Annotated in this window: 17 protein-coding genes; 12 read left to right on the forward strand and 5 right to left on the reverse strand. The window is 71.8% G+C overall.

Annotated elements, in window-relative coordinates; translation table 11 throughout:
• Positions 1–90 precede the first annotated feature (90 nt).
• The 7 genes from AQJ27_RS00570 (at position 91) to AQJ27_RS00600 (ending at position 7,755) form a co-directional block, all read left to right on the forward strand.
• On the forward strand, positions 91–561 hold the full coding sequence (locus AQJ27_RS00570) for a (2Fe-2S)-binding protein (RefSeq protein ID WP_067360070.1): 471 nt from the start codon (positions 91–93) through the stop codon (positions 559–561).
• Positions 558–2,960 carry a xanthine dehydrogenase family protein molybdopterin-binding subunit gene (locus AQJ27_RS00575; protein ID WP_067360072.1) on the forward strand — a complete coding sequence of 801 codons (2,403 nt, stop codon included), beginning with the start codon at positions 558–560 and terminating at the stop codon, positions 2,958–2,960. The genes AQJ27_RS00570 and AQJ27_RS00575 overlap by 4 nt, the downstream gene beginning before the upstream one ends.
• A complete protein-coding gene (locus AQJ27_RS00580) occupies positions 2,957–3,808 on the forward strand; it encodes an FAD binding domain-containing protein (RefSeq protein ID WP_067360074.1) in 852 nt (283 codons plus the stop codon). Before AQJ27_RS00575 ends, AQJ27_RS00580 begins: the two co-directional genes overlap by 4 nt.
• Positions 3,809–3,813: 5 nt before the next feature.
• Entirely contained in the window at positions 3,814–4,698 is an 885-nt protein-coding gene (locus tag AQJ27_RS00585; protein ID WP_107120658.1) for an AAA family ATPase, read from the forward strand.
• A 77-nt stretch (positions 4,699–4,775) separates the two neighbouring features.
• Positions 4,776–5,921 carry a vWA domain-containing protein gene (locus AQJ27_RS00590; RefSeq protein WP_067362549.1) on the forward strand — a complete coding sequence of 382 codons (1,146 nt, stop codon included), beginning with the start codon at positions 4,776–4,778 and terminating at the stop codon, positions 5,919–5,921.
• A 33-nt stretch (positions 5,922–5,954) separates the two neighbouring features.
• Positions 5,955–7,115 carry an XdhC family protein gene (locus AQJ27_RS00595; protein ID WP_079064710.1) on the forward strand — a complete coding sequence of 387 codons (1,161 nt, stop codon included), beginning with the start codon at positions 5,955–5,957 and terminating at the stop codon, positions 7,113–7,115.
• Positions 7,099–7,755, forward strand: coding sequence for an SRPBCC family protein (locus AQJ27_RS00600; protein ID WP_067360076.1), 657 nt, complete (start codon positions 7,099–7,101; stop codon positions 7,753–7,755). Before AQJ27_RS00595 ends, AQJ27_RS00600 begins: the two co-directional genes overlap by 17 nt.
• A gap of 5 nt (positions 7,756–7,760) precedes the next feature.
• Here AQJ27_RS00600 and AQJ27_RS00605 read toward each other — a convergent pair whose 3' ends face one another.
• The 4 genes from AQJ27_RS00605 to AQJ27_RS00620 all read right to left on the reverse strand — a co-directional run bounded on the left by AQJ27_RS00605 (position 7,761) and on the right by AQJ27_RS00620 (position 13,608).
• Positions 7,761–8,261 carry a metallophosphoesterase family protein gene (locus AQJ27_RS00605; RefSeq protein ID WP_067360077.1) on the reverse strand — a complete coding sequence of 167 codons (501 nt, stop codon included), beginning with the start codon at positions 8,259–8,261 and terminating at the stop codon, positions 7,761–7,763.
• 50 nt (positions 8,262–8,311) lie between these two features.
• Positions 8,312–9,478 (reverse strand): acyltransferase family protein, encoded by a 1,167-nt coding sequence (locus AQJ27_RS00610; RefSeq protein WP_067360079.1) that lies wholly within the window; start codon positions 9,476–9,478, stop codon positions 8,312–8,314.
• 104 nt (positions 9,479–9,582) lie between these two features.
• Positions 9,583–11,103, reverse strand: a complete 1,521-nt coding sequence (locus AQJ27_RS00615) for a HEAT repeat domain-containing protein (protein WP_079064711.1) — start codon at positions 11,101–11,103, stop codon at positions 9,583–9,585.
• Between the two features lie 60 nt (positions 11,104–11,163).
• Entirely contained in the window at positions 11,164–13,608 is a 2,445-nt protein-coding gene (locus AQJ27_RS00620; RefSeq protein ID WP_067360081.1) for a SpoIIE family protein phosphatase, read from the reverse strand.
• A 179-nt stretch (positions 13,609–13,787) separates the two neighbouring features.
• Between AQJ27_RS00620 and AQJ27_RS00625 the strand changes: the two genes are divergently transcribed.
• Positions 13,788–15,950: a SpoIIE family protein phosphatase gene (locus AQJ27_RS00625; protein WP_067360083.1), complete on the forward strand. Its 2,163-nt coding sequence runs from the start codon at positions 13,788–13,790 to the stop codon at positions 15,948–15,950.
• 151 nt (positions 15,951–16,101) lie between these two features.
• Here the strand turns inward: AQJ27_RS00625 and AQJ27_RS00630 are convergent, their stop codons facing one another.
• The gene (locus AQJ27_RS00630; RefSeq protein ID WP_201264241.1) at positions 16,102–17,496 is read right to left on the reverse strand and encodes a S1 family peptidase; all 1,395 of its coding nucleotides are present in this window, start codon (positions 17,494–17,496) and stop codon (positions 16,102–16,104) included.
• Positions 17,497–18,165: 669 nt separating this feature from the next.
• On the opposite strand from AQJ27_RS00630, the gene AQJ27_RS00635 reads away from it, so the two are divergent.
• The 4 genes from AQJ27_RS00635 to AQJ27_RS00650 all read left to right on the forward strand — a co-directional run bounded on the left by AQJ27_RS00635 (position 18,166) and on the right by AQJ27_RS00650 (position 24,329).
• Positions 18,166–18,381 (forward strand): hypothetical protein, encoded by a 216-nt coding sequence (locus AQJ27_RS00635; RefSeq protein WP_067360085.1) that lies wholly within the window; start codon positions 18,166–18,168, stop codon positions 18,379–18,381.
• A gap of 92 nt (positions 18,382–18,473) precedes the next feature.
• Positions 18,474–19,283 (forward strand): HlyD family efflux transporter periplasmic adaptor subunit, encoded by an 810-nt coding sequence (locus AQJ27_RS00640; RefSeq protein WP_067360086.1) that lies wholly within the window; start codon positions 18,474–18,476, stop codon positions 19,281–19,283.
• Positions 19,280–21,502, forward strand: a complete 2,223-nt coding sequence (locus tag AQJ27_RS00645) for an NHLP family bacteriocin export ABC transporter peptidase/permease/ATPase subunit (RefSeq protein ID WP_067360088.1) — start codon at positions 19,280–19,282, stop codon at positions 21,500–21,502. The genes AQJ27_RS00640 and AQJ27_RS00645 overlap by 4 nt, the downstream gene beginning before the upstream one ends.
• 1 nt (position 21,503) lies before the next feature.
• The gene (locus tag AQJ27_RS00650; RefSeq protein ID WP_067360090.1) at positions 21,504–24,329 is read left to right on the forward strand and encodes an NHLP bacteriocin export ABC transporter permease/ATPase subunit; all 2,826 of its coding nucleotides are present in this window, start codon (positions 21,504–21,506) and stop codon (positions 24,327–24,329) included.
• The last annotated feature ends 4 nt before the right edge of the window (positions 24,330–24,333 follow it).

Below are 24,333 nucleotides of genomic sequence, written 5' to 3' on the forward strand. Positions count from 1 at the left end.
CAGCACTCGCCGCCCTCCTCGCCCAGCCCTAAAGTGACGCACACCACGTAAAATGGCTGATACCTCTCACCTGGCTCTCTGGGAGGGCACATGACCCGCATTTCGGTGAAGGTGGACGGCACCGCGTACGAGGACGAGGTCGAACCCCGCCTCCTCCTGGTCCACTATCTGCGCGACCACCTGGGTCTGACCGGCACCCCGATCGGCTGCGACACGTCGAACTGCGGGGCCTGCACGGTCGACCTGGACGGGGAGACCGTCAAGAGCTGCTCGGTCCTCGCCGTCCAGGCGGACGGGAGCGAAGTGACCACCATCCAGGGGCTGGCGCACGACGGTGAGTGGCATGCGCTCCAGAAGGCGTTCCACGAGCGGCACGCGCTCCAGTGCGGCTACTGCACCCCCGGGATGATCATGGCGGCCCGCGATCTGCTGCGCGAGAACCCGGCCCCGGGCCCGCAGGAGGTACGCGAGGCACTGGAGGGCAACCTCTGCCGGTGCACCGGCTACCAGAACATCGTGCGCGCGGTCCTCGCCGCCTCCGGACAGGAGGTGTCGTCATGACGGAGCAGATCGCCGAACCGGAGGTCGGCCGTTCCCGGCTGCGCAAGGAGGACGCCCGTCTCGTCACCGGGCAGACCAACTGGACCGACAACATCAACGTCAACGGACTGCTCCACCTGGCCATCCTGCGCAGCCCCATGGCACACGCCCGGATCGACCGGATCGACGTCGCACCCGCCCGTGAGCGCCCCGGCGTGGTCGCCGCGTTCACCGGCCAGGACCTCGCCGAGGGCCTCGGCTCACTCCCCTGCGCCTGGCCGGTCACCGAGGACATCGTGCTGCCCGACCACCCGCCGATCGCGGTCGACGAGGTCCGGTACGCGGGAGACCCGGTGGCCGTCGTCGTGGCCCGCGACCGGTACGCGGCCGCCGACGCCCTGGAGGCCGTCGAGGTCGACTACACACCCCTGCCCCCGGTGCTCGACCTGGAGGCCGCCCTCGCCGAGGACTCCCCACTGGTCCACTCCGACAAGGGAACCAACCGCTGCTACGTCTGGCCGCTGGCCACCGGCGAGAGCTACGCGGCCGTGCGGGAGCGCGCGGACGTCGTCCTGAAGCGCCGTTATCTCCAGCAGCGGCTGATCCCCAACGCGATGGAGCCGCGCGCCGTCGTGGTCACGCCGCTCGCCGCCTCCGGCGAGTACACCGTCTACTCGGCCACGCAGATCCCGCACATCCTGCGGATCATGCTCGCCGTCGTCACCGGCATCCCCGAACAGAAGTTGCGCGTGATCGCCCCCGACGTCGGCGGCGGCTTCGGCTCCAAACTCCAGGTGTACGGCGAGGAGGCCCTCGCCCTGGCCGTCGCCCGGCGGCTCGGACGGCCCGTGAAGTGGACCGAGTCGCGCTCCGAGGGCTATCTCGCGACCCACCACGGCCGCGGCATGATCCAGGACATCGAGATCGCCGCCACGAGCGAGGGCAGGCTGCTCGGCCTCAAGGTCGACCTCCTCGCCGACATGGGCGCCTATCTGATGCTCGTCACCCCGGGCATCCCGATCCTGGGCGCCTTCATGTACCCGGCGATCTACAAGATGGACGCGTACGACTTCACGTGCACCGGCGTCTTCACGACCAAGACGCCGACCGACGCCTACCGCGGCGCGGGACGCCCCGAGGCGACGTACGCCATCGAACGGATCATGGACGAACTGGCCGTCGAACTCGACCTGGATCCCATCGAGTTGAGGAGGCTCAACTGGATCAGGCACGAGGAGTTCCCCTACACGTCCATCGCCGGTCTGACCTACGACAGCGGCAACTACGAGGCCGCCACGGACAAGGCGCTCGCGCTCTTCGGATACGACAAGCTGCGCGCCGAGCAGGCGGACCGCAACCGGCGCGGCGACTTGGTACGCCTGGGCATCGGCGTGTCCACGTTTACCGAGATGTGCGGGCTCGCGCCGAGCCGGGTGCTGCGTGACCTGCGGTACGCGGCCGGGGGCTGGGAGGCGGCGAGCATCCGCATGCTGCCCACCGGCAAGGTCGAGGTGGTCACGGGCACCAGCCCGCACGGACAGGGCCATGTGACCTGCTGGAGCCAGATCGCCGCCGATGTCCTCGGGGTGCCCTTCGAGGACATCGAGGTGGTGCACGGCGACACCAGGGCGGCGCCCCAGGGCATGGACACCTACGGCTCGCGCTCGCTCGTCGTCGGCGGGGCCGCGGTGCACCACGCGGCGCAGAAGGTGGTGGAGAAGGCACGGAAGGTGGCCGCGCACCTGCTGGAGGCGAGCGAGCACGACCTTGAGTTCACGCACGGCGTGTTCTCCGTGAAGGGCTCGCCCGAGGCGCGCAGGACCATCCAGGAGGTCGCCTTCGAGACGTTCTCCTCGCACGACCTGCCCGACGGCATGGAGCCCACCATCAACGCCGAGCACCTGGTCGACCCGGACAACTTCTCCTACCCGCACGGCACCCACCTGTGCGCGGTCGAGGTCGACACCGAGACCGGACTCACCACCATCCGCTCGTACGTGTGCGTCGACGACGTCGGCAGCGTCATCAACCCGATGATCGTCGAGGGGCAGGTGCACGGCGGGGTCGCGCAGGGCATCGCGCAGGCGCTGTACGAGGAGGCCGTGTACGACGACGAGGGCAACCTCGTCTCGGGCACGATGGCCGACTACCTCGTGCCCTCGGCGGCCGACCTGCCCGAGTTCGTGACGGACCGGACGGAGACACCGGCGACATCGAATCCCCTGGGTTCCAAGGGAGTCGGAGAGTCGGGGACCATCGCCTCCACACCCGCCGTCGTCAACGCGATCGTGGACGCGCTGCGCCCGCTCGGAGTGACCGAGGTGCGGATGCCCTGCACGCCGCAGCGGGTCTGGGAAGCCCTTCGGTCCGCTCGGGCGGCGGACGGGTCCGTCCGCTCAGGTGAGGAGGCGTCGGCATGATTCCCCCCGCATTCGACTACGTACGGCCCGCGAGCGTCGACGAGGCCGTGCGCACCCTCGCGGACGCGGGCGAGGACGCGAAGGTGCTGGCCGGCGGGCAGAGCCTGCTGCCCCTGCTCCGGCTGCGGCTCGCCTTCCCCGAACTGGTCGTCGACGTCGGCCGGATCCCAGAGCTGCGCGGGATCCGCGAGGACGCCGGCACGCTGGTCATCGGCGCCATGACCTCGCACCACGACGTCATCCGCGATCCGCTGGTGCGCCGGCACGCCGGGCTCCTGGCGGCGGCCACCGCCACGGTCGCCGATCCCGCCGTACGCCATCGCGGCACCCTCGGCGGTTCGCTCGCACACGCCGATCCGGCCGGTGACCTGCCCGCCGTGGTCCTCGCGCTCGACGCGACCCTGATCGCGGTGGGACCGGACGGGCAGCGCGCGATCCCGGCCCGCGAGTTCTTCGTCGACTATCTGCAGACCGCGCTGCGCCCGGACGAACTGCTGGTGCGGGTGGAGATCCCGTCGACCGAGGGCTGGGGCTTCCACTACGAGAAGTTCCAGCGGGTCGCGCAGGCCTGGGCGGTGGTCGGCGTGGCGGCGCTCGTCCGGCGGGACGACGGACACCTCGCCGAGTCCCGGATCGGACTGACCAACATGGGCTCCACGCCCCTGCGGGCCACGTCCACCGAGGCGGCGCTCACCGGCGCCGACGCCGAACCGGGCGCGGTGGCACGGGCCGCCGAGGCGGCGGCGGAGGGCACGCACCCCTCGTCCGATCCCTCGGGCTCACCCGAGTACCGCGCGCACCTGGCCCGGGTGCTCACGCGACGCGCGGTACTGGCGGCCCTGGAGTAGCGCCCATGCACGAGGTGAGCGGTCCGGCGGAGGTGCGGGCCCGCTTGGAGAAGACGGGGTATCTCGTCGACGACGGGCTGGCCGTGGCCTGCTTCCTGGCTCTGCGGCTGCACCGGCCGCTGTTCTGCGAGGGCGACGCGGGCGTGGGCAAGACCGCGCTCGCGTCCGCCCTGGCCGAGGCGATGGACGCCCCGCTGATCCGGCTCCAGTGCTACGAGGGCATCGATGCCTCCCAGGCCCTGTACGACTGGGACTTCCCGCGTCAGCTGCTGCACCTGAGGGCGGCCGAGGCGGCGGGCGTGACGGATGCCGACCGGCTCGAAGGGGAGCTGTACGACCGGCGGTTCCTCGTCACGCGTCCGCTGCTGCGGGCGCTGGAGACGCAGCCGTCGGTGCTGCTGGTCGACGAGATCGACCGCGCGGACGACGAGTTCGAGGCGTTCCTGCTGGAGCTGCTGTCCGAGTACACGATCACCATTCCGGAACTGGGCACCCTGCGGGCGCAGGTGCCGCCCGTCGTGGTGCTGACCTCGAACCGGACGCGCGAGGTGCACGACGCGCTGAAGCGAAGGTGCCTCTACCACTGGTTCGACCATCCCGGGTTCGCCCGTGAACTCGCCATCGTACGGAGGCGGTTGCCGCAGGTCACGGAGCGGCTGGCCGAGCAGGTGACCGCACTCGCGCAGGCCCTGCGCGCCGAGGACCTGGTCAAGCCGCCCGGCGTCGCGGAGACCATCGACTGGGCGCAGGCCCTGGACGCGCTGGGGGCGAGCGAGGTGGACGCGGAGCTGGCCGTGGCGACCCTGGGGTCGGTGCTGAAGTACCGGGAGGACGCCGAGCGGGCACGGGGGCTGGATCTGTCGGCGATCCTCGCGGCACGGGAGACGTGAGCAGCGTGAACGGCAGGGACGGCAGCCATGGCGGCGACGGCCGGGACGGCCGCAGCCGCGGGGAGGGCGGGGACGAGGTGGGACAGGGGCGCTCCGTCGACGCGTCCGCCGTGGTCGTCGGGTTCGCCCGCGCGTTGCGCGCCGCGGGCGTCGACGCGTCGCCCGACCGCGTGCAGGCCTTCCTGGGCGCGCTCGACGTGCTCGATCCCGGTGCGCGCTCGGACGTGTACTGGGCGGGCCGGCTCACCCTGTGCGGGAGCCAGGACGACCTGGAGCGCTACGAGCGGGTCTTCGCGGCGTACTTCGGGGGCCGGCCCTGCGTCGCCCCGGCCCGGTCCGCTCCCCCGCCGCGGACCCGGACGGTCCTGCGCGGCGCCGGTACGGTGCCCCGCGCGGCGGCGCGGTCCGAGGACGCCGTACCCGTGGCCGTGCTGGCCGACTCCACCGACGTACTGCGCCACCGGGACTTCGCCGAGCTGACCGCCGCCGAGCGCGACCAACTGCGGCGGCTGCGGGCCGCGTTCACCCTGCGCGGCGAGGCCCGGCGCACCGCACGGCGGCATCCGGCCCGGCGGGGCGCCGTCGATCCGCGGCGCACGGTGCGGGAGTTGCTGCGCGGCGGCGGGGAGCCGGTGCGACTGCGGCACCGGGCTCGAGCGGACCGGCCGCGCCGGGTGGTGCTGCTCGTGGACGTGAGCGGCTCGATGGGGCCGTACGCGGACGCGCTGCTGCGTTTCGCGCACGCGGCCCTCCACGGCCCCCGCGCCGGCGGGGCCGCACGGGGCACCCGCACGGAGGTCTTCACGATCGGTACCCGGCTGACCCGCGTGACCCGTGAACTGGCGCACCGCGATCCCGACACGGCCATGGCCGCGCTCGCGGCGGCGGTTCCGGACTGGCGTGGCGGCACCCGGTTGGGTGAGATGCTGCGCGGCTTCCTGGACCGGTGGGGGCGGCGGGGCATGGCACGCGGCGCGGTGGTCGTCGTGCTGTCCGACGGGTGGGAGCGTGGCGATCCGGCCCTGCTCGCGGAGCAGATGCGCCGCCTGCACCGGCTCGCGCACCGGGTGATCTGGGCGAATCCGCGCAAGGCCCGACCCGGTTACGCGCCCCTGGCCGGCGGGATGGCCGCGGCGCTGCCGAGCGTGGACGCGTTCGTCGAGGGACACAGTCCGGCCGCGCTGGAGCGGCTGGCGGCGGTGGTGAGAGGAGCGGACTCTTGAGTGGGACGCACCCTGTGGTGAGCGGAGCGAGCGATGCGTGAGATCCTCCCGGCGCTGGAGCGGTGGTACGCGGCGGGCTCCCCCTTCGGGCTCGCCACGGTGGTCACGGTCAGCCGTAGCGCACCCCGGGACCCGGGGGCCGCCATGGCCGTGGGGCCGGGCGACGAGGTCGTGGGCAGTGTGTCCGGCGGCTGTGTCGAGGGGGCGGTCTTCGAGCTGGCCCAGGAGGTGGTGGCGTCCGGCGAGGCCCGCCTGGAGACCTTCGGGTACAGCGACGAGGACGCGTTCGCCGTGGGACTCACCTGCGGCGGCGAGATCACCCTGCTCATCCGCCGGGTGACGCCCGCCGAGGACCCCTCCTTCGCCGCGGTGGCCGACTCGGTGGCCGCCGGCCGGCCCGTGACGGTGGCGACGGTGATCGAGGGACCGGCGCCGCTCGGGGCCACGCTCGCGGTGTGGCCGGACGAGGTGGCCGGTTCGCTGGGCTCCACCGGTCTGGACGTGGCCGTCACCGCCGACGCCCGCGGTGAACTGGCCCAGGGCGCCACGATCCGGCGGCACTACGGACCGCACGGCGAGCGCCGCGAGGACGTCGTGACCGTCTTCCTCCATTCCTTCGCGCCGCCCCCGCGCATGCTGGTCTTCGGCGCGATCGACTACGCGGCGGCGGTGGCCCGCATCGGGGACTTCCTCGGCTACCGGGTCACGGTGTGCGACGCCCGCCCGGTCTTCGCCACCGCGAAACGCTTCCCGGCGGGTGTGGAGGTCGTCGTGGACTGGCCGCACCGCTATCTGCGGGGTACGACGACCGACGCGCGCACGGTGATCTGCGTCCTGACACACGACCCGAAGTTCGACGTGCCCCTGCTGGAGGAGGCACTGCGCCGCCCGGCCGCGTACATCGGGGCGATGGGCAGCCGTCGTACCCACGACGACCGCAGGAAGCGGCTCATCGACGCCGGTCTGTCGGAGGGCGAGCTGTCCCGGCTGCGCTCGCCGGTCGGGCTCGACCTCGGAGCCCGTACGCCGGAGGAGGTGGCCGTGTCCGTCGCCGCGGAGATCGTCGCACTGCGGTGGGGCGGCAGCGGGGCGCCGCTGACGGCGACGGGCGGGGCGATCCATCCCGGACCCGTCGATACACCCGCCGGACCCGCCGATACGCCTGGAGGAGAGCACCATGGAACTGCATCATGAGTTCACCGTCCCCGTTCCCGTCGACGACGCCTGGCGGGCGCTCCTGGACGTCGAACGGATCGCCCCGTGCATGCCGGGCGCGACGGTGGACGACTACGACGGCAAGACCGTGACCGGTTCGGTGAAGGTCAAGGTGGGGCCCATCACGGTGACGTACCGGGGCACCGCCGTCTTCGAGGAACAGGACGACTCCGCGCACCGGATGGTACTGATCGCGAACGGCAAGGAGACCCGCGGCCAGGGCACCGCGCGGGCCACGGTCACGGGCACGCTCGCCGAACGCGACGGCGGCACGGCGGTGTCGGTACGGACCGATCTGACCGTCACGGGGCGTCCGGCGCAGTTCGGTCGCGGCGTCATGGCGGAGGTGGGCGACAAGCTGGTCGGACAGTTCGCGGAGTGTCTGGCGCGGCGCCTCGAGGAACCGACCGAACGGACCGAGCCGGTCGAGCCGGTCGAGCCGGTCGAACCATTCCGATCGGCACAACCGGACCGACCCGTGCAGCCGCTCCAACCGGTCGAGCCGATCGACCTGTTGCGGACCGCCGGGCCTCCGGTCGCCAAACGCGTGGCGGTCGTGGTGGCCACCGCCGTACTGGCGCTGGTCTTCGTGCGCATACGACGCCGCCGGCACGCCTGAGTGCCTCAGCCGGGGTCGACGCGGTGCAGGGTCACCTCGGTCAGCTGTCCTTCGGTCACGGTCGCGGTCATGTACGTGTGGTGCGGCTGGCGGCGGCGGTCGGTCGGGGAGCCCGGGTTGAGCAGACGCAGGCCCGTCCCGGTGGTGGTGTCCCAGGGGATGTGACTGTGTCCGAAGACCAGGACGTCGAGGTCGGGGTAGCGCTCGGCGCAGCGCCGCTCGCGGCCCTGGGCGGCACCGGTCTCATGGACTACGCCGAGGCGCAGACCGTCCAGGTCGGCACGGGCGACCTCGGGGAGGCGGGCGCGCAGGGCCGGGCCGTCGTTGTTGCCGTACACCCCGACGAGCCTGCGGGACCGCTCCTCCAGCAGATCGAGGGTGGCGGTGTCCACCCAGTCGCCCGCGTGGACGACGACGTCGGCGTGCGGGAGTTCGGCCATCAGCTGCGGCGGCAGTGCCTTGGCCCGCTTGGGCAGGTGGGTGTCGGACATCAGGAGCAGACGCACGGCACCCACCCTAGGAGTACGGTCGGGTCACCGCGAGGAGTGCGGTCGTGTCAGCTCGCGGAGTGCGGTCGTGTCAGCTCGCGCCCTGCCGAGAACATGGACTTCCATGATCGGTTCCGCTTGAACGGCAGCTCGAACAGCTTGGCGAACAGCCACGCTCCCAGTACCGAGGCGGGCAGTGCCAGTGTCAGCGTGAACCAGAACGCGGGCAGACCCGGCGACACGAAATGTGGGGCCACCTTCCGGCAGACGATCATGACGATCGGCAGGTGAACCAGGTAGAGGCTGTAGGAGAAGTCGCCGAGGCCGCGCATGGGGCGTGTGGCCAGGAGCCGCATGAGGACGGCGGGCCTGCCGGTGGCAACCGCCGCGATCATCATGGTCATGGCGGGTGCCACGGCGAGATCGATCCAGAAATAGTGGTCCACGGTCCACACCGACCCCTTGATGACGACCAGGGCCACGACCGGCAGGGCGGCCAGAGCGGCGAGCCAGTGCCACGGCAGGCGCCGGATCTTCTCCGGCGCGACGACGATCCCCGCGCCCACCAGCCCTGCGACGAACACGGGGGCGAGGTTCGGGGTCAGCCAGTTCACGCCTTCCACCGGGGACGCGTGCGGCGCCAGCAGGCCACGTGCGATCACCAGGAGCGTCACGCTCGCGACCAGGACGACCGCGCCCAGCCGCCGTCGGACGAGGAGGAGGAGCGGAAAGACGAGATAGAGCTCCGCCTCCACGCCGATCGACCAGAAGGCCCCGTTCGGCGTGGGAGCCGTGAATACGTCCTGGACCACGAAGCCGTACACCAGAATCGATGTGCCGGTCGGCGGTCCGAAATGCGAGGCGGGCACCACGAACCAGGCGACCGCCAGGCTCAACGCGAGTGCCGCCCAGTAGGGAGGCAGGATGCGCCACGCGCGCCGCCGCAGGAACCGGGAAACACCGCCCAGGTGCCAGCCGTTGCGCGCCGGTGAGATGGCCAGGGAGAAACCGGACAGCACCAGGAAGAAGACCACGGCGAGACGCCCGTACATCAGCCAGCCCAGCCAGGCGGGACCCGAGTTCTCGGGAAAGCCCGGCATGGTCAGAAGCCAGCAGTGGAAGAGCAACACGTACAGCGCGGCGAGGCCGCGGAGCCCGTCAAGGCCCAGCACCTGGCCGCGTCCACGCGTTTCGGGCCGCTCCAGCGGTGGAGAGACGGTGAGTGGGGTTCCCATACTCTTTCTCACGTGCCGTTCCGGGCCGGTGTTCACCTACCGTCCGATCATCGGCGTGTACGCCTCGGAGTCGGTGAACGGGAACAGCGGACCGGGCCGGCCGCTCAGGTCAGCGTATCGGCGCGGGGCCCGGCCGGGTCCCCGAGCGTCCGCGCCAGCCGCCGTATCTCCGCCACGTCCAACGCCGGGTTCGCGGCTGCCGGATGAGCCAGTTCCTCGTCGTCGAGGAGTTCCGTCAGCCGGGGCCGCGGGAGGCTCGGGTGGCGGGCCGCCGCGGCCCGTACGGCGGGGTCCGGGTCCCTGGTGAGGCGTTCCACGACGACCGGCGCGATCTCGGGGTCGCGCACGGCCAGGGCTCTGACCTCGGGGTCCTCGTGGTCGGCGAAGGCGGCCAGTCGGGTGGTCGGGAAGTTCGGCCGGGTGGCGAGGTGTGAGCGGTCGGCGCCGGTGTACTCCAGGAAACTGCGCAGCAGCAGGGCCGCGGGGGCGTCGGGATGGTTCTGGGCGAGCGTGACGCGTACACCGAGGTCCTCGTCGTCGGCCAGGCGTGCCACGAGGTCCGGCGGGAGCGAGTGGACCCCGGCTGCCTTCCTGCGCAGCATCGGGTGGGCGGACAGGGCGTCCCGGCGGACGTCCTCGGGGGCTCGTGACACCCATGGTGCGGGCCAGTGAGAGAAACCGCGGTCCATGGGCACCTCGTAGTCGATCGCGGCCCGCTCCTCCTCGCTCAGCGCCGGGTGCAGGGACAGCGCGAGCCGCACCTTGGGGTCGGGGTCCACGGCGAGCGCACGGCGTTCGGCGGGTCCGAGGTCGGCGCGGTACGCGATGCCCTCCCGCACCTCCGGGTCCGGATCGGCGGCCAGCAGGACCACCACATCGGCGGGGAGGCTGGGGTTGTGGGCGATCATCGCCCGCTCGTCGTCACTGGCCGGAGCGGTCAGGACAAGGTCCACGACGGCTCTGGTGAGGGGCAGGTTGCACAGCATGCCGGTGCGTCCGTGACAGGGCTTGGCGGGCAGCGCGCTCTCCAGCCAGGCCGCATCCTCGTTGTGGGTGCGCAACAGCGCCCTGTCCCGGACGCCCTCGTCGGGGTCCGCCAGCAGCGCGGCCCGCGCGTCGGCGGACAGCCACTCCCACGCGCCGACCCCCCAGCGGCGGACCTTCGCGTCCGGGTGTGTGTGCATCGTCCGCAGCAGCTCGGTGGAGATCTGCTGGTAGAAGAGGCCGGCGAGTTCGTCGTTCCCGTACGTCCTGATCATGTGGACGAGGGCCTCGTCGGGCAGGGGCTCGGGCCGGACCTGGAAAGGCATCCGGGGCCCATCGGCGAGGTGCGCGCGGACGAACCACTCCGGGTCGTCGATCAGTCGTACCCGCTGGGCCGGATCGACGTGGGGATTGCGGGCGAAGAAGCTGCGGGTGTACGTGTCGGGGTGCTCGATCACCGCGTCCACGACGGCGTCGGGCAGGACCCGGTCCCGGCACAGCACCATCCGTACCGCCGGCGGACCCTCGGCGAGCAGCCGCAGCAGGACGTCCTGCGGGGTGGAGGGGTTGAGTGCCAGCCCGGCCAGCCGCCGCGCGGTCAGGTCGGCTTCCTCCCATATCCGCTCAGGTGTCTTCCCCATGCTCGATGCCCCCCGTGTGCAGACCGGCCCCCGCCCCCCAGGAGCACCTGGTGCCCGACCCTATCCCCCTTCGTCCAGCGGGATTTCGCTCCACACCTGCTTGCCGCCGCTGACCGGCACGGTGCCCCAGGTCGACGACATGGCCTCGACGAGGAGGATGCCGCGGCCGCCGGTGGCCTCCCAGCCGATGCTGGTGGGCTTGATGGGCGTACGGGGGGAGGTGTCGGCGACGGAGATCCGCAGGCGGTGGTTGATGAGGGTGATGTCGAGTCTGACCTGCCCGTCGGTGTGTACGAGGGCATTGGTGACGAGTTCGGAGACGACGAGGAGCGCGCCGTCCATGCGGTCGTCGGGCACGCCCCAGGCGCGCAGGGTACGCCGGGTGAAGCGGCGGGCGTGCCGCACCGCCTCCGGGACGCGCCACACCGTCCAGCTCTCCCGCAGCGGGCGGGTCGCCAGACCGTCGTAGCGCATCAGGAGGAGGGCCACGTCGTCGCTGCGGTTGGCGCCCGTGAGCAGTCCGTCGGCCACCAATCCGAGGTGGGCGGGGTCGGACGCGGTCAGTTCGCCGGCCAGCCGGTTCAGTCCGTCCTCGATGTCGACCTCGGCGGACTCGACGAGCCCGTCCGTGGTCAGGGCGAGGACCGTGCCGCGCTGCAGTCGCAGCGGGATCATCGGGAAGTCGGCCTGGGTGACGACGCCCAGTGGTGGTCCGCCCTCGGACACGGTGACCTCCGTTGTGCCGTCCGGGTGGCGCAGCACGGGCGGGTGGTGTCCGGCGCGTACGCACCAGGCGGTGCCCTCCTCGAGGTCCACGTCGACATAGCAGCAGGTGACGAAGAGGTCGGTCTCCAGGTCCATGAGGAGTCGGTTGGCGTGCTGCACGACGACGTCCGGGGGGTGGCCCTCGACGGCGTACGCGCGCAGGGCCGTGCGCATCTGGCCCATCAGGGTGGCCGCCTGGGCGTTGTGGCCCTGGACGTCGCCGATGACGAGGGCGACGTGGTTGTCGGGCAGCGGGATGACGTCGTACCAGTCGCCGCCGACCTCAAGGCCCGCCGTGGTGGGCAGATAGCGGGCGACGGCGACCGCGCCGGGGATCCGGGGCAGGCGGCGCGGCAGCAGGGAGCGCTGGAGCATGCCGACCAGCTCGTGTTCGGCGTCGAAGGCGTGGGCGCGGGTCAGGGCCTGGCCCGCGAGGCCCGCGGACGCGGTGAGCAGCGCGCGCTCGTCGGCGCCGAACTCGTGCGGGTCGTCCCAGCCGATCAGACAGGCACCCGCCATCCGGCCGCCTGCGGGCAGCGGCAGGATGGCGAGACCGCCGGGGCCGACGTCGGCGAGCGCCGGTTCCAAGGGTGCTCCGGCGGGCCAGACGGCGGGGCGCCCCTCGCTGAGGGCCGCCTCCAGCGTGGGCATGGCGCGTACGGGCGCGTCGGGCCACTCCGAGCGCCACTCGGAGCGCCACACCTCGGGCCAGGCGTCGGGTTCGGGAGGGTCGAGGAGGGTGACGACGAGACGGTCGCCCTCCAGCTCGGCCAGGGCGATCCGGTCGGCCCGCAGGGGGCCCCGCAGCGCGGCCACCACGGCCCGGCCGACGTCACGGACGGTGCCCGCGGTGGCGAGGGTCGAGGCGAGTCGCTGGACGCGGGCGACGTCGCTGACGCCGGAGCGCAGCTTGGAGGCGTCGGCGACGGTGCCCACGAGGTGCGCCGGGCGCCCCTCTCCGCCGGGCACGAGATGGCCGCGCAGCCGTAGCCACTTCGGCTCTCCGGAGGGCTGGAGGATGCGGAACTCCAGCTCGCGCTCGCCGATGGACATGTGGTCCGCCTCCACCACGGACATCAGCGTGGGCAGGTCCTCGGGGACGGTCATCGACAGCAGGCTCTCGACCTTGCCGTCGAACTCGGCCGCGTCGAGGCCGAACAGCTCCAGCATCTCGCCGTCGACCTCGAGGTGTCCGGTGTCCATGGCGAGGTCGAACGAGCTGGTGGGCCGGGCGCCGGTGTCGCGCCGTGAGCCGGGCGCGGGGACGACGGCGGCCTCGGCGATCAGGCCGAGGCACTCGCGGTCCTCCTCGTCGAAGCCGCCCGGGCGCTCGCCGGCCGCCACGAGGCAGCCACCGTCCGGCTGGGGCAGGACGGCCAGCCAGAAGTCCTGGGACGGCAGCCTGCGGGCGTCGGCGCAGTGGGCGATCTCCGCCGGGCCGAGCCACAGCGGTCGGCCCGAGCGATACGCGTCCACCGCCGGGGAGCCGCCGGTGAGGACATAGCTGTCGCGCAGGCCGTAGAGCGTCCTGGGGACACCTGCCGACTCGGACAGGTACAGCTCGTCGCCGCTCTCGGTGGGCGAGTACACCGCGACGACGCTCGCACCCGCGAAGACGAGTGCCAGTTCGAGCACGCGGCGCTGTCGCTCGCGCGGGTCCAGGTCCGGGGTGGGCGTCTTGAGGGCAAGTTCGGCACGCAGCGTCCTCGTTCCGCGCTCCGCAGCGCCCTCACTGACCACGTCCGCAATTACAGCGCTTCCGGGACGCTCGCGCAGCCCCTGCGACCGTTCCGGGGCCGTCGGGCCTGCGACGGAGTCCACGAGCGGCACCCTGTGCCGCGGGTGGCACTCGCCGTGCGGGAAGGGCCGTCACGAGGGAGCCTTGATCCCTGAGTCCCGTCGCGCGGCCCTGCGAGGAGGTGGTCGGCGTGTCCGACTGGCAGAGGTCCGAGCAGGCGCCGGCGGGACGGCGGCCGATGCCGGTCGGGCGGCCGATGCTGTCGCTGACGCTGGCCTCGATGATGGAGGCGGTCCACGCCCACTCCGGGGCGGTGTACCTGCTGACGCCGGGTGAGGCCGTGCTGGAGATGGCGGTCATGGCGGGCATGCCCAGGTCGTTCGCGGCGCCGTGGGAGCGGGTGGGGCTCAACGCGCCGATCCCGGTCGCCTTGGCGGTGCGCGAGCGGCGCCTTGTCTGGGTCGGGGGCGAGGAGGAGATGGCCCGCCGCTTCCCGCGGATCGCCATGGTCCTGCCGTACCCCTTCGCGCTGGCCGCCCTCCCGGTGGCGACCGCGGGGAACGTGTACGGCGCCGTCTTCGTGACCTGGCCCGGATCGCACCCGCTGGACCTCTCCGACCGGGAACGCGACCATCTCACCGCGTCCTGCGCCCGGCTCGCGCTGCGTCTGGAGCGGGCGGCGACGGAACGGCGTCCGGCCCATCCCGAGGCGGATCTGCTGGGGTCGTCCGCGGCTCCGGCGACCGACGTGCTCGGCACGCTGGAGGCGGCGCGGATGGTGGCGCGGTTGCCGTACGGGCTGTGTGCCCTGGACCTGAACGGCCGGATCAGTTTCGCCAACGCCGCGACGGCGGACATGCTCGGCGTCCCGGTCAGCGGGCTGCTGGGCACCCAGCTGTGGGCGTCGGTGCCCTGGCTCAACGACCCGGTCTACGAGGACCGTTACCGGGCCGCGCTGATCAGCCAGCATGTGACGTCGTTCGTGGCGCTGCGGCCGCCCGGCGACTGGATGTCGTTCCGGCTCTATCCGAGTACGACCGGACTGAGCGTGCGCATCTCCCGGGCCCGGGCGGTGGCCGAGATGGGGCGCCTCGAGTCGCGGTACGGCGAGGACGACACCACCCCGCGCCTGGTGACCATCACCCAGGTGCTGAGTCTGGCCGGCGCGCTCACCCAGGCGGCCGGTGTCGAGGACGTGGTGCAGTTGGTGGCGGACGAGATCGCGCCGGCCGTCGGCAGCAAGGCCCTGGTCGTCCTCGGCTCGCGGTCCGGCCGCCTGCACGTGCTCGGCCACCGTGGGTACGCGGACGCGAACGTCGTCGAGTGCTGGCACGGAGTGCCACTGAGCGCGCAGACTCCGGGCACCCAGGCCCTGAAGACCGGGGTGCCGGCGTTCTTCGACTCCCGTCAGCAGCTGGAGCGCCTCTACCCGGACGGGTGTGCGACGCCCGACGGGATGGCGGCGTGGGCGTATCTGCCGCTGATCGCGTCCGGACGGCCGGTGGGCACCTGCGTCCTCGGGTACGCGGAGCCGCACACCTTCCCGGCGGAGGAGCGTGCCGTGCTGACCAGCCTCTGCGGTCTGATCGCGCAGGCCCTTGAGCGGGCCCTGCTCTACGACGCCAAGCTGCAGCTGGCACACGGTCTGCAGGCCGCGCTGTTGCCGCACTCGTTGCCCACGCTGCCCTCGATCGAGGCGGCCGCGCGCTATCTCCCGGCCACCCAGGGGATGGAGATCGGCGGGGACTTCTACGACCTGATGCCCTCGCACGGTCTGGCCGCCGCGGTCATCGGTGACGTGCAGGGGCACAACGTGACGGCGGCGGGCCTGATGGGGCAGATCCGCACGGCCGTACGGGCGTACACGACCGTCGGTCAGCCGCCGGAGGAGGTCATGCGCAGCACCAACCGGCTGCTGATCGACCTGGGGGCCGAACTCTTCGCGAGCTGTCTCTATCTGCGTCTCGACCCGGCGCGCGAGGTGGCCGTCATGTCGCGCGCGGGTCATCCGCCTCCGCTGCTGCTGCGGCCGGACGGGCGGGTCCGGGTGCTCGACCTGGCCGGTGGACCACTGCTGGGGATCGACTCGGCCGCCACGTATCCGACGACCGAGGTGCCGCTCGTCCCCGGTTCGGTACTCGCCCTGTACACCGACGGTCTGATCGAGTCGCCCGGCGTGGACATCGAGGACGCCCTGGCAGACCTCGGCCGGAAACTCACCGAGGGCGGTGACCTGCCGCTGGACGCGCTGGCCGACCGTCTCGTCGAGCAGAGCGGGGCGGTGTCGCAGGAGCGGCTCGACGACGTGGCGCTGCTGCTGTTGCGGGCGCGTCCGCACGACTGAGCGGTACCGGAAACCCCGCGAGGTACGGCCCTCTCGTGAGCGGCGGGGGGAAACGCGGTGGGGTCCGGCCCTCCCGCCGGAGGGCCGGACCCTTCCACTGCCGACCGGGCCGTGGTGGCGCGGCCGGGTCAGTGGCTCGTGGTCACCGGTGTCACGGGGTGCTGGTCACCAGGCCGGAGCCGGCGTCCATACCGGTGCTGGACTGGTGGCTGCCGGTCCCGGACTCGTCGCCCGCGGCCGGGTCGGTGGCCGCCGGGTCCGTGGCCGCGGGGTCGGTTGCCGCCGGGTCCGTGGCTGCCGGGTCGGTGGCCGCGGGGTCGGTCGCCGCCGGGTCGGTGGCCGCCGGGTCCGTGGCCGCCGGGTCGGTCGCCGCGGCGCTCGCGTCGCCGGCACCCGCGGCGTCACCCGCGCCGAGCGTCGCGCCGGTCGCCTGGAGGGCGGCGGTCACGGGCTGGAAGAAGGTCTCGCCGCCGACGGTGCAGTCACCACTGCCGCCGGAGGTCAGGCCGATCGCACTGCCGTCCGCGGTGAACAGGGAGCCACCGCTGTCGCCCGCCTCGGCACAGACGTCGGTCTGTATGAGACCGGTGACGGTGTCGACGCCGTTGGGGTCGGTCTCACTCTGGAAGTTGACCGTGGCGTCGAGGCCGGTGACCGAGCCGTCGTGCAGACCGGTGGTGCTGCCCATCCGGAGGACCTGCTGACCGACCGTGGCGTCCGCCGCCTGGGTGATCTGGACGGTCTTCCCATTGCCCTCGTTCACCTCGCTCGCCGTCTGGGTGGCGGGGTCGTCGTACTTCACGAGGGAGAAGTCGCCGGCACCGGGGAAGGTGGCCTGGTCGACGGTCGCGATCGGCTGGCCGTTCTGCGAGTCCGACCACTGCTTGGCCGCGACACCGCAGTGTCCGGCGGTCAGGAAGGCGGGGGCGCCGTCGCTCGCTGTGACGTTGAAGCCGAGGGAACAGCGGACGCCGCCGGCGTCCGTCTGGGCGAAGATCGCGTCACCGCCCGACACGAACGTCTTGAACGTACCGGCGGACTTCTTGACCGTGGCCACGCCGGAACCGAGCGAGTCGACGGTCGACGTCAGCTTGGCCCACTTCGCACCCGTGACGGTGCTGTCGGCGGTGACCTGGACCTGGTTCGTCTTGGGGTCGATCGACCAGGCGGTGCCCGGGATGGTCGCGTCGGACTTCAGTGTCTTGGCAGCCGTCTTGAGCGTGGACAGGCTGTTGTCGACACTGCGGGGAACAGCGCCGGCCTTCTCGACGGTGTTGACGACATTGCTGTTGTTGCCAACGATATTGACGATGACCTGCTGCTTCGCGGCGTCCCAGTACGCGCCGCCGTAGGCGTCACCGAGCTGGGAGGCGATGAGCGAGGCCAGGCTCGAGGCGTCCGCGGACTTCAGCGTCTTGGGAGCGGCGTCCTTCGCGTCGGTCTGCGAGGCGTTGGCGTGGGGCAGCAGCAGAGCCGCCGCTCCGAGCGCCGCGACGCCTCCGACAGCGATGGCGGCCTTGCGCTTGGGAATCCTTTTGTGACTCAACTCTTTGACCTCCTGGGGACGGGGTCGAGGCCACCGTCCGGCGGCTGACTAGGGGGCGCCTGGATGCCTGTTGATACGCGTGAGCCGCGCGGGCTGTTCAACTGTGTTTAAAAAAGAGCCGAGTTGGCTTGGCCAAACGCATGGAATACCAGGCAATCGGGCCATTACACCGAGTGAGCAGCCGATCCGGCACGTTCCGCTACCGATCGGTAACGGTCCGTCTTCCGGCGGGAGCGGAATCCTGGCTTCAGGGAATCTGCACATCGAATACGCAGGCGCGTCACGGAGGACAGCGGATCTGCACACTCGCGCGCCCCCCTCCGCGCCATTGCGGTGGGACTGTCCCTTTCGGGCGCGGGGCGACAAGCGCGGGGACGGAACAATGCCGTGCAGCATGTGAAGAACTGACTGCCGAGACGTGCGCACACCTGCACGGTTGGGACCCGGCCGCGCTCAAGTTCGCAGGTGAGAGCCCCGGTTGATTGGATGCGCGCGCCACGAGCGTGCTTTGATCCGTTGCACCGCGGAGGTCGCAGCCAGGCATCCGGGAACGGGCGCCGCACAGCGCTCGGAATCGGGTGCCGCACCCCCGCGGTGGCGGCCGTCATCTGTCCCCAGAGGGGGGCCGCTCTCCCCCTTATGAATATCCATACGAAGGGAAGTTCCCTCATGAACTCCACCCCCCAGGTTGCCACCGCCGAGATCTCGGACGCCGACCTCGACAACGTGTCCGGCGGCCTGTCGCTGAACGCCGTTGGCACCGTCTCCGGCCTGGTCGACGGTGTTGCCCCGGTCTCCGGCCTGGTCAACACGGTTGTCGGCACCGTCGAGGGTGTCACCGGCCTCAACACCGCCCCGGTCACGGGCCTGGTCGCCGGTCTCTGATCGCGTTTCAGTGCCGTTGAGTCCCGGAACCACTCCCCGGTTCCGGGACTTCTCGGATGCCGTAAACCTCTCGAACAGGTGAGGGAAGTCCCGTGCAGTTCCGCCAACAGGCCCTCGCCAAGCTGCAGTCGCCCGAAGAGCTCGACCTTCCGGTGCGCTTCGCCCGCCCCCAGGGCTGGCTCGCCCTGTCCGTGACGGTGGTCGTCATGGCGGCGGCGTCCGTCTGGGCCGTGACGGGCACGGTGGCGTCCACCGTGAGCGCGCCCGCCGTCCTCACCCACGGCGAGGGCAGTTACATCCTGCAGAGCCCCGTCGCGGGGCAGGTCACCGAGGTCGTCGCCCAGGAGGGCGAACGGCTGCCCGCGAACGCGCCCGTGCTCAAGGTCCGTACGGCCCAGGGCGCTACGACCGTCGTCCGCACGGTCGCCGCGGGACGCGTCACCGCGCTCGCCGCCACCATCGGCGCGATCATCTCGACCGGCGCGAACGTCGCCGCCGTGGAGAAGGTCGCCCACGCCGATGATCCGCTCTACGCGACGGTGTACGTCCCCGCCGAGAGCGCGGCCACCATCCCCGCGAACGCCGCCGTCGACCTCACCGTGCAGTCGGTGCCGACCCAGCAGTACGGAGTACTGCGCGGCCATGTGAAGGCGGTCGGCCGCAGCGTGCAGACCCCCCAGCAGATCTCCTCCTTCCTCGGTGACAGCCAACTCGGCGAACAGTTCACCAAGAAGGGCAGGCCGGTGGCCGTCCTGGTCCGCCTCGACCGCTCCGCCGCGACGAAGAGCGGTCTGAAGTGGTCCTCGGCCGACGGGCCGCCGTTCGCGCTCACCTCCATGACCGTGGCCACGGGTTCGATCCGCCTGGCCGATCAGCGCCCCGTCGATTGGCTCCTGCCGTGACCCCCGCACCGGACACCCGGAGCAGACGCCGTACCGCCCCGCCCAAGCGCACGGTCCCCAAGGCGAAGGGGAAGACGGTCCGCACCCCCACCGTCCTCCAGATGGAGGCCGTGGAGTGCGGCGCCGCCTCCCTCGCGATGGTGCTCGGCCACTACGGCCGACACATCCCCCTCGAAGAGCTGCGCATCGCCTGCGGTGTCTCCCGGGACGGCTCGCGCGCCAGCAACCTGCTCAAGGCGGCGCGCAGTTACGGCCTCACGGCCAAGGGCATGCAGATGGACACGGCCGCGCTCGCCGAGGTGAAGGCGCCCGCGATCCTGTTCTGGGAGTTCAACCACTACGTCGTCTACGACGGCATGGGCCGCCGCTTCGGACGGCGCGGTGTGCACATCAACGACCCCGGCAAGGGCCGGCGTTTCGTGCCCATGGAGGACTTCGACACCAGCTTCACGGGTGTGGTGCTGGTCATGGAGCCGGGGCCCGACTTCCACAAGGGCGGCCGCAAGCCGGGCGTCCTGGGTGCCATGCCGGCCCGGCTGCGCGGCACCTCCGGCACGATGCCCGCGGCCGTACTGGCGAGCCTGCTGCTGGTCGCGGTCGGCGCGGCGGTCCCCGCGCTGAGCCGGACGTACATCGACACGTATCTGATCGGCGGCCGGACCTCGCTGCTGGGTGTGCTGTTCGCGTCGATGGGCGCCTGTGTGGTGCTGACCGTCGTGCTGACCTGGCTCCAGCAGGCGAACCTGCTGCACGGCCGGATCATCTCCTCCACCCTCTCCAGCGCCCGCTTCCTGCGCCATCTGCTGCGGCTGCCCGTCACGTTCTTCTCCCAGCGCAGCCCGGCCGACCTGGTGCAGCGGCTCCAGTCGAACGACGCAGTGGCCGAGACCCTGGCCCGCGACCTCGCGGCGGCGGGCGTGGACGCGATCGTGGTCGTCCTGTACGCGGTGCTCCTCTACACCTACGACCCGCAGCTCACGGCCGTGGGCATCGGTGTCGCGCTGCTCAACGTGATCGCGATGCGCGTGGTGATCCGGCTGCGCGCGACCCGTACGGCGAAGCTGCGCGCCGACAACGCGCGCCTCACCAACACCGCGTACACCGGCCTCCAGTTGATCGAGACGATGAAGGCGACCGGCGGGGAGGACGGCTACTTCCGCAAGTGGGCGGGCCAGCACGCGACCACCCTGGAGGAGCAGCAGCGCCTCGGGGTGCCGAGCGCCTGGCTGGGCGTGGTCGCACCGACGCTCGCGACGCTCAACTCCGCGCTGATCCTGTGGATCGGAGGTCTGCGGGCGGTCGAGGGGCACATCTCCGTCGGTCTGCTCGTCGCCTTCCAGGCCCTGGTCACCCGCTTCACCGCACCCCTCACCCGGCTCAACGGCGTCGCGGGCCGCATCCAGGACTTCGCCGCCGACGTGGCCCGGCTCAAGGACGTCGAGAACTTCCAGACCGACCCGCTCTACGCCCGTTCCGGCGGCGGCGAGTCCACCCGCCGGCTCCAGGGTCATGTCGAGCTGGAGAACATCACGTTCGGCTACAGCCCGCTCGACAAACCCCTGCTCACCGGCTTCTCACTGACGGTCGGCCCGGGCCAGCAGGTGGCCCTGGTCGGCGGCTCGGGCAGCGGCAAGTCCACGGTCTCCAGGCTCATATCGGGCCTGTACGCCCCGTGGGAGGGCACGATCCGCATCGACGGACAGCGGCTGGAGGACATCCCGCGCGGCGCGCTGGCCGCCTCCGTCTCCTTCGTCGACCAGGACGTGTTCCTCTTCGAGGGGACGGTCCGCGACAACGTGGCGCTGTGGGATCCGTCCATCCCCGACGAGGCCGTGGTCGCGGCGTTGGAGGACGCGGCGCTGTACGACGTCGTCACGCGCCGCCCCGGTGGCATCCACAGCCGGGTGGAGCAGGACGGCCGCAACTTCTCCGGTGGCCAGCGTCAACGCCTGGAGATCGCACGGGCGTTGGTGCGCCGGCCCAGCATCCTGGTGCTCGACGAGGTGACCAGCGCGCTGGACGCCGAGACCGAGCAGACGGTCATCGACAACCTGCGCAAGCGCGGCTGCGCCTGTGTGGTGATCGCGCACCGGCTCAGCACCGTGCGCGACAGCGACGAGATCGTCGTGCTGCAGCACGGCACGATCGTGGAACGCGGGCGGCACGACGCCCTGGTGGCGGCCGGCGGTCCGTACGCCGAGCTGGTCAAGGAGCGATGAGATGACCACGGTTCACGAGGGCGCACGCGAGGGGGACCTCGTCCTCGGCGCGCTCGGCGGCATGGGTACGCCGGTCGACTGCTCCGGCCTCGGCCGCCTCGACCTGGAAGGACCGCAGGTCCTCTGGCTGGTGGCGGCGGGCGCCATGGACCTGTTCGCGGTCGACGCCGTCCAGCAGGGCCACTGGCACCATCTCGGCCGCCTCGAAGCGGGCTCCCTGCTGCTCGGCCCCGTCGCCGGCCCGCAACACACCCTCGTGGGGCGGCCGTTGCGGGACTGCGTGGTGCGCCGGATCGTGCTGCGCGAGCTGTACCAGCCGGTGGACACCCAGACCTGGTCCTACGACGACTACGGCAACCCCCAGTACGTACCGCCGACGTCGAGCCCGCTGGAGTACGCCCTCGCCCTCGGCGTCGGCCGCAGCCTGTCCATTCTCTTCCAGGCGCCGATGGCCACGGAGAACGCCGCCGCGCTGACCGACGACGACGTCTTCTGGATGCAGGTGCCGCCCGGGAGTGTCCAGTACGGCTCCCTTTACGGTGCCGAGGCGGCGGCCGATCTGCTGATGGACTCCGGTGTCTGGCAGGGCATGGTCGACCAGCAGTACCGGCTGCTGTCCACGCTCGACCGCTGGATCGAGCAGCTGGAGGCCAGCCACGAGGACCGTACGGCAGCGGGCATCAAGGCGGGCGAGGCCGTCCGCGCCCAGGCCGACCGGACCCTGCTGGCGTCGATCGGCAAGTCGTCCAAGCGCCCGACGGCGGCCGACGCGGACGCCACGTACGCGGCCTGCAAGCTGGTCGCCCGCGCGTCCGGGATCACCCTCGCCGAGTCCGCGCAGAGCGGCACGGAGAGCGACCGGCTCGACCCGGTGGAGCGGATCGCGCTCGCCTCGCGCGTCCGCACCCGTGCCGTACGCCTCGACGGGCGCTGGTGGCACGACAACATCGGCCCGCTGGTGGGCCACCGTGCCGTGTCGGGCTCCCCGGTCGCGCTGCTGTGGCGGCGCGGCGGATACGTGGCCGTACAGCCGTCTTCGGGCCGGGAGACCCCGGTCGAGAAGGCCAACGCGCCTGAGTTCGAGGCGCGGGCCGTGATGTTCTACCGTCCGCTGCCCGAGCGGAAGCTGAGCCCGCTGCGGCTGCTGCGCTTCTGCCTCCAGGGCACCGGCGGCGACCTGCGCAACCTCGCGATCAGCGGTCTCGTCACCGTCGCGATCGGCGCCCTGGTGCCGATCGCGACCGGCAAGGTGCTCGGCGAGTACGTGCCCAAGGCGCAGCACGGCCTGATCGTGCAGGTCTGTCTGGCCATCATGGTCACCAGCATCGTGTCGGCCGCGTTCATGCTGCTCCAGAACCTCACGATGCTGCGGATGGAGGGGCGGATCGAGGCGACGCTCCAACCGGCCGTGTGGGACCGGCTGCTGAGGCTGCCCACGAAGTTCTTCACGTCCCGCTCGACCGGTGAGCTGGCCAGCGCCGCCATGGGCATCAGCGCGATCCGCCGCCTCCTCGCGGGCGTCGGACCGACGCTCGCGCAGGCGGGCACGGTCGGTGCGATGAACCTGGGGCTGCTCCTTTGGTACAGCGTGCCGCTGGCGCTCGCCGCGATCGGCATGCTCGTCGTCATCGCGGCCGCGTTCCTCGGGCTCGGACTGTGGCAGGTGCGCTGGCAGCGCCGCCTGGTCGTGCTCAGCAACAAGCTGAACAACCAGGCGTTCCAGACCCTGCGCGGCCTGCCCAAGCTGCGGGTCGCGGCGGCCGAGAACTACGCGTACGCCGCCTGGGCGGGCGAGTTCGCGCGCAGCCGTGAGCTCCAGCAGAAGGTCGGCCGCATCAAGAACCTCACGACGGTGATGGGCGCGGTGTACCTGCCGCTGTGCTCGCTGCTGATGTTCATGCTGCTCGCGGGTCCGGCGCGCGGCTCGCTGTCGGCCGCCGACTTCCTGACCTTCAGCACGTCGATGACGATGCTGCTGACCTCGGTCACCCAGGTGACCGGCGCGTTCGTGTCGGCGGCGGCCGCGCTGCCGATGTTCGAGGAGATCAAGCCGGTGCTCGACGCCACGCCGGAGGTGCGGGTGGCGAGCACCCGCCCCGGGGTGCTGTCCGGCGCAATCGAGGCCCGGCGGCTGTCCTTCCGGTACGCCGACGACGGTCCGCTGGTCCTGGACGACGTGTCGTTCGACATCAAGCCCGGCGAGTTCGTGGCGATCGTCGGCCCCAGCGGCTGCGGAAAGTCCACGCTGCTGCGGCTGCTGATCGGCTTCGACAAGCCGGTCTCGGGCAGTGTGCTCTACGACGGGCAGGACCTGGGAGCGCTCGACCAGTCCGCCGTACGCCGTCAGTGCGGTGTGGTGCTCCAGCACGCCCAGCCGTTCACCGGTTCGATCCTGGACTGCATCTGCGGCACCGAGCCGTACACGCCCGAGGAGGCGATGGCGGCGGCCGAGATGGCCGGCCTGGCCGAGGACATCAGGCGGATGCCGATGGGGCTGCACACCATCGTCTCCGGCAGCGGCGCGATCTCGGGCGGCCAGCGGCAGCGCCTGATGATCGCCCAGGCGCTGATCCGCCGGCCCCGCATCCTCTTCTTCGACGAGGCGACCAGCGCGCTCGACAACGAGACCCAGCGCACGGTCATCGAGAGCACCCGGGCGCTCAACGCCACCCGGATCGTGATCGCGCACCGGCTGTCCACGGTGATGGACGCGGACCGTGTCATCGTGATGGAGGACGGCCGGGTCGCCCAGCAGGGCCCGCCCGCGCATCTGCTCGCGGACACGGGCGGGCGGCTGCACGAGCTGGTGCGACGGCAACTGGCCTGAGTCG

Source organism: Streptomyces olivochromogenes, assembly GCF_001514115.1.
Lineage (GTDB): Bacteria > Actinomycetota > Actinomycetes > Streptomycetales > Streptomycetaceae > Streptomyces > Streptomyces olivochromogenes.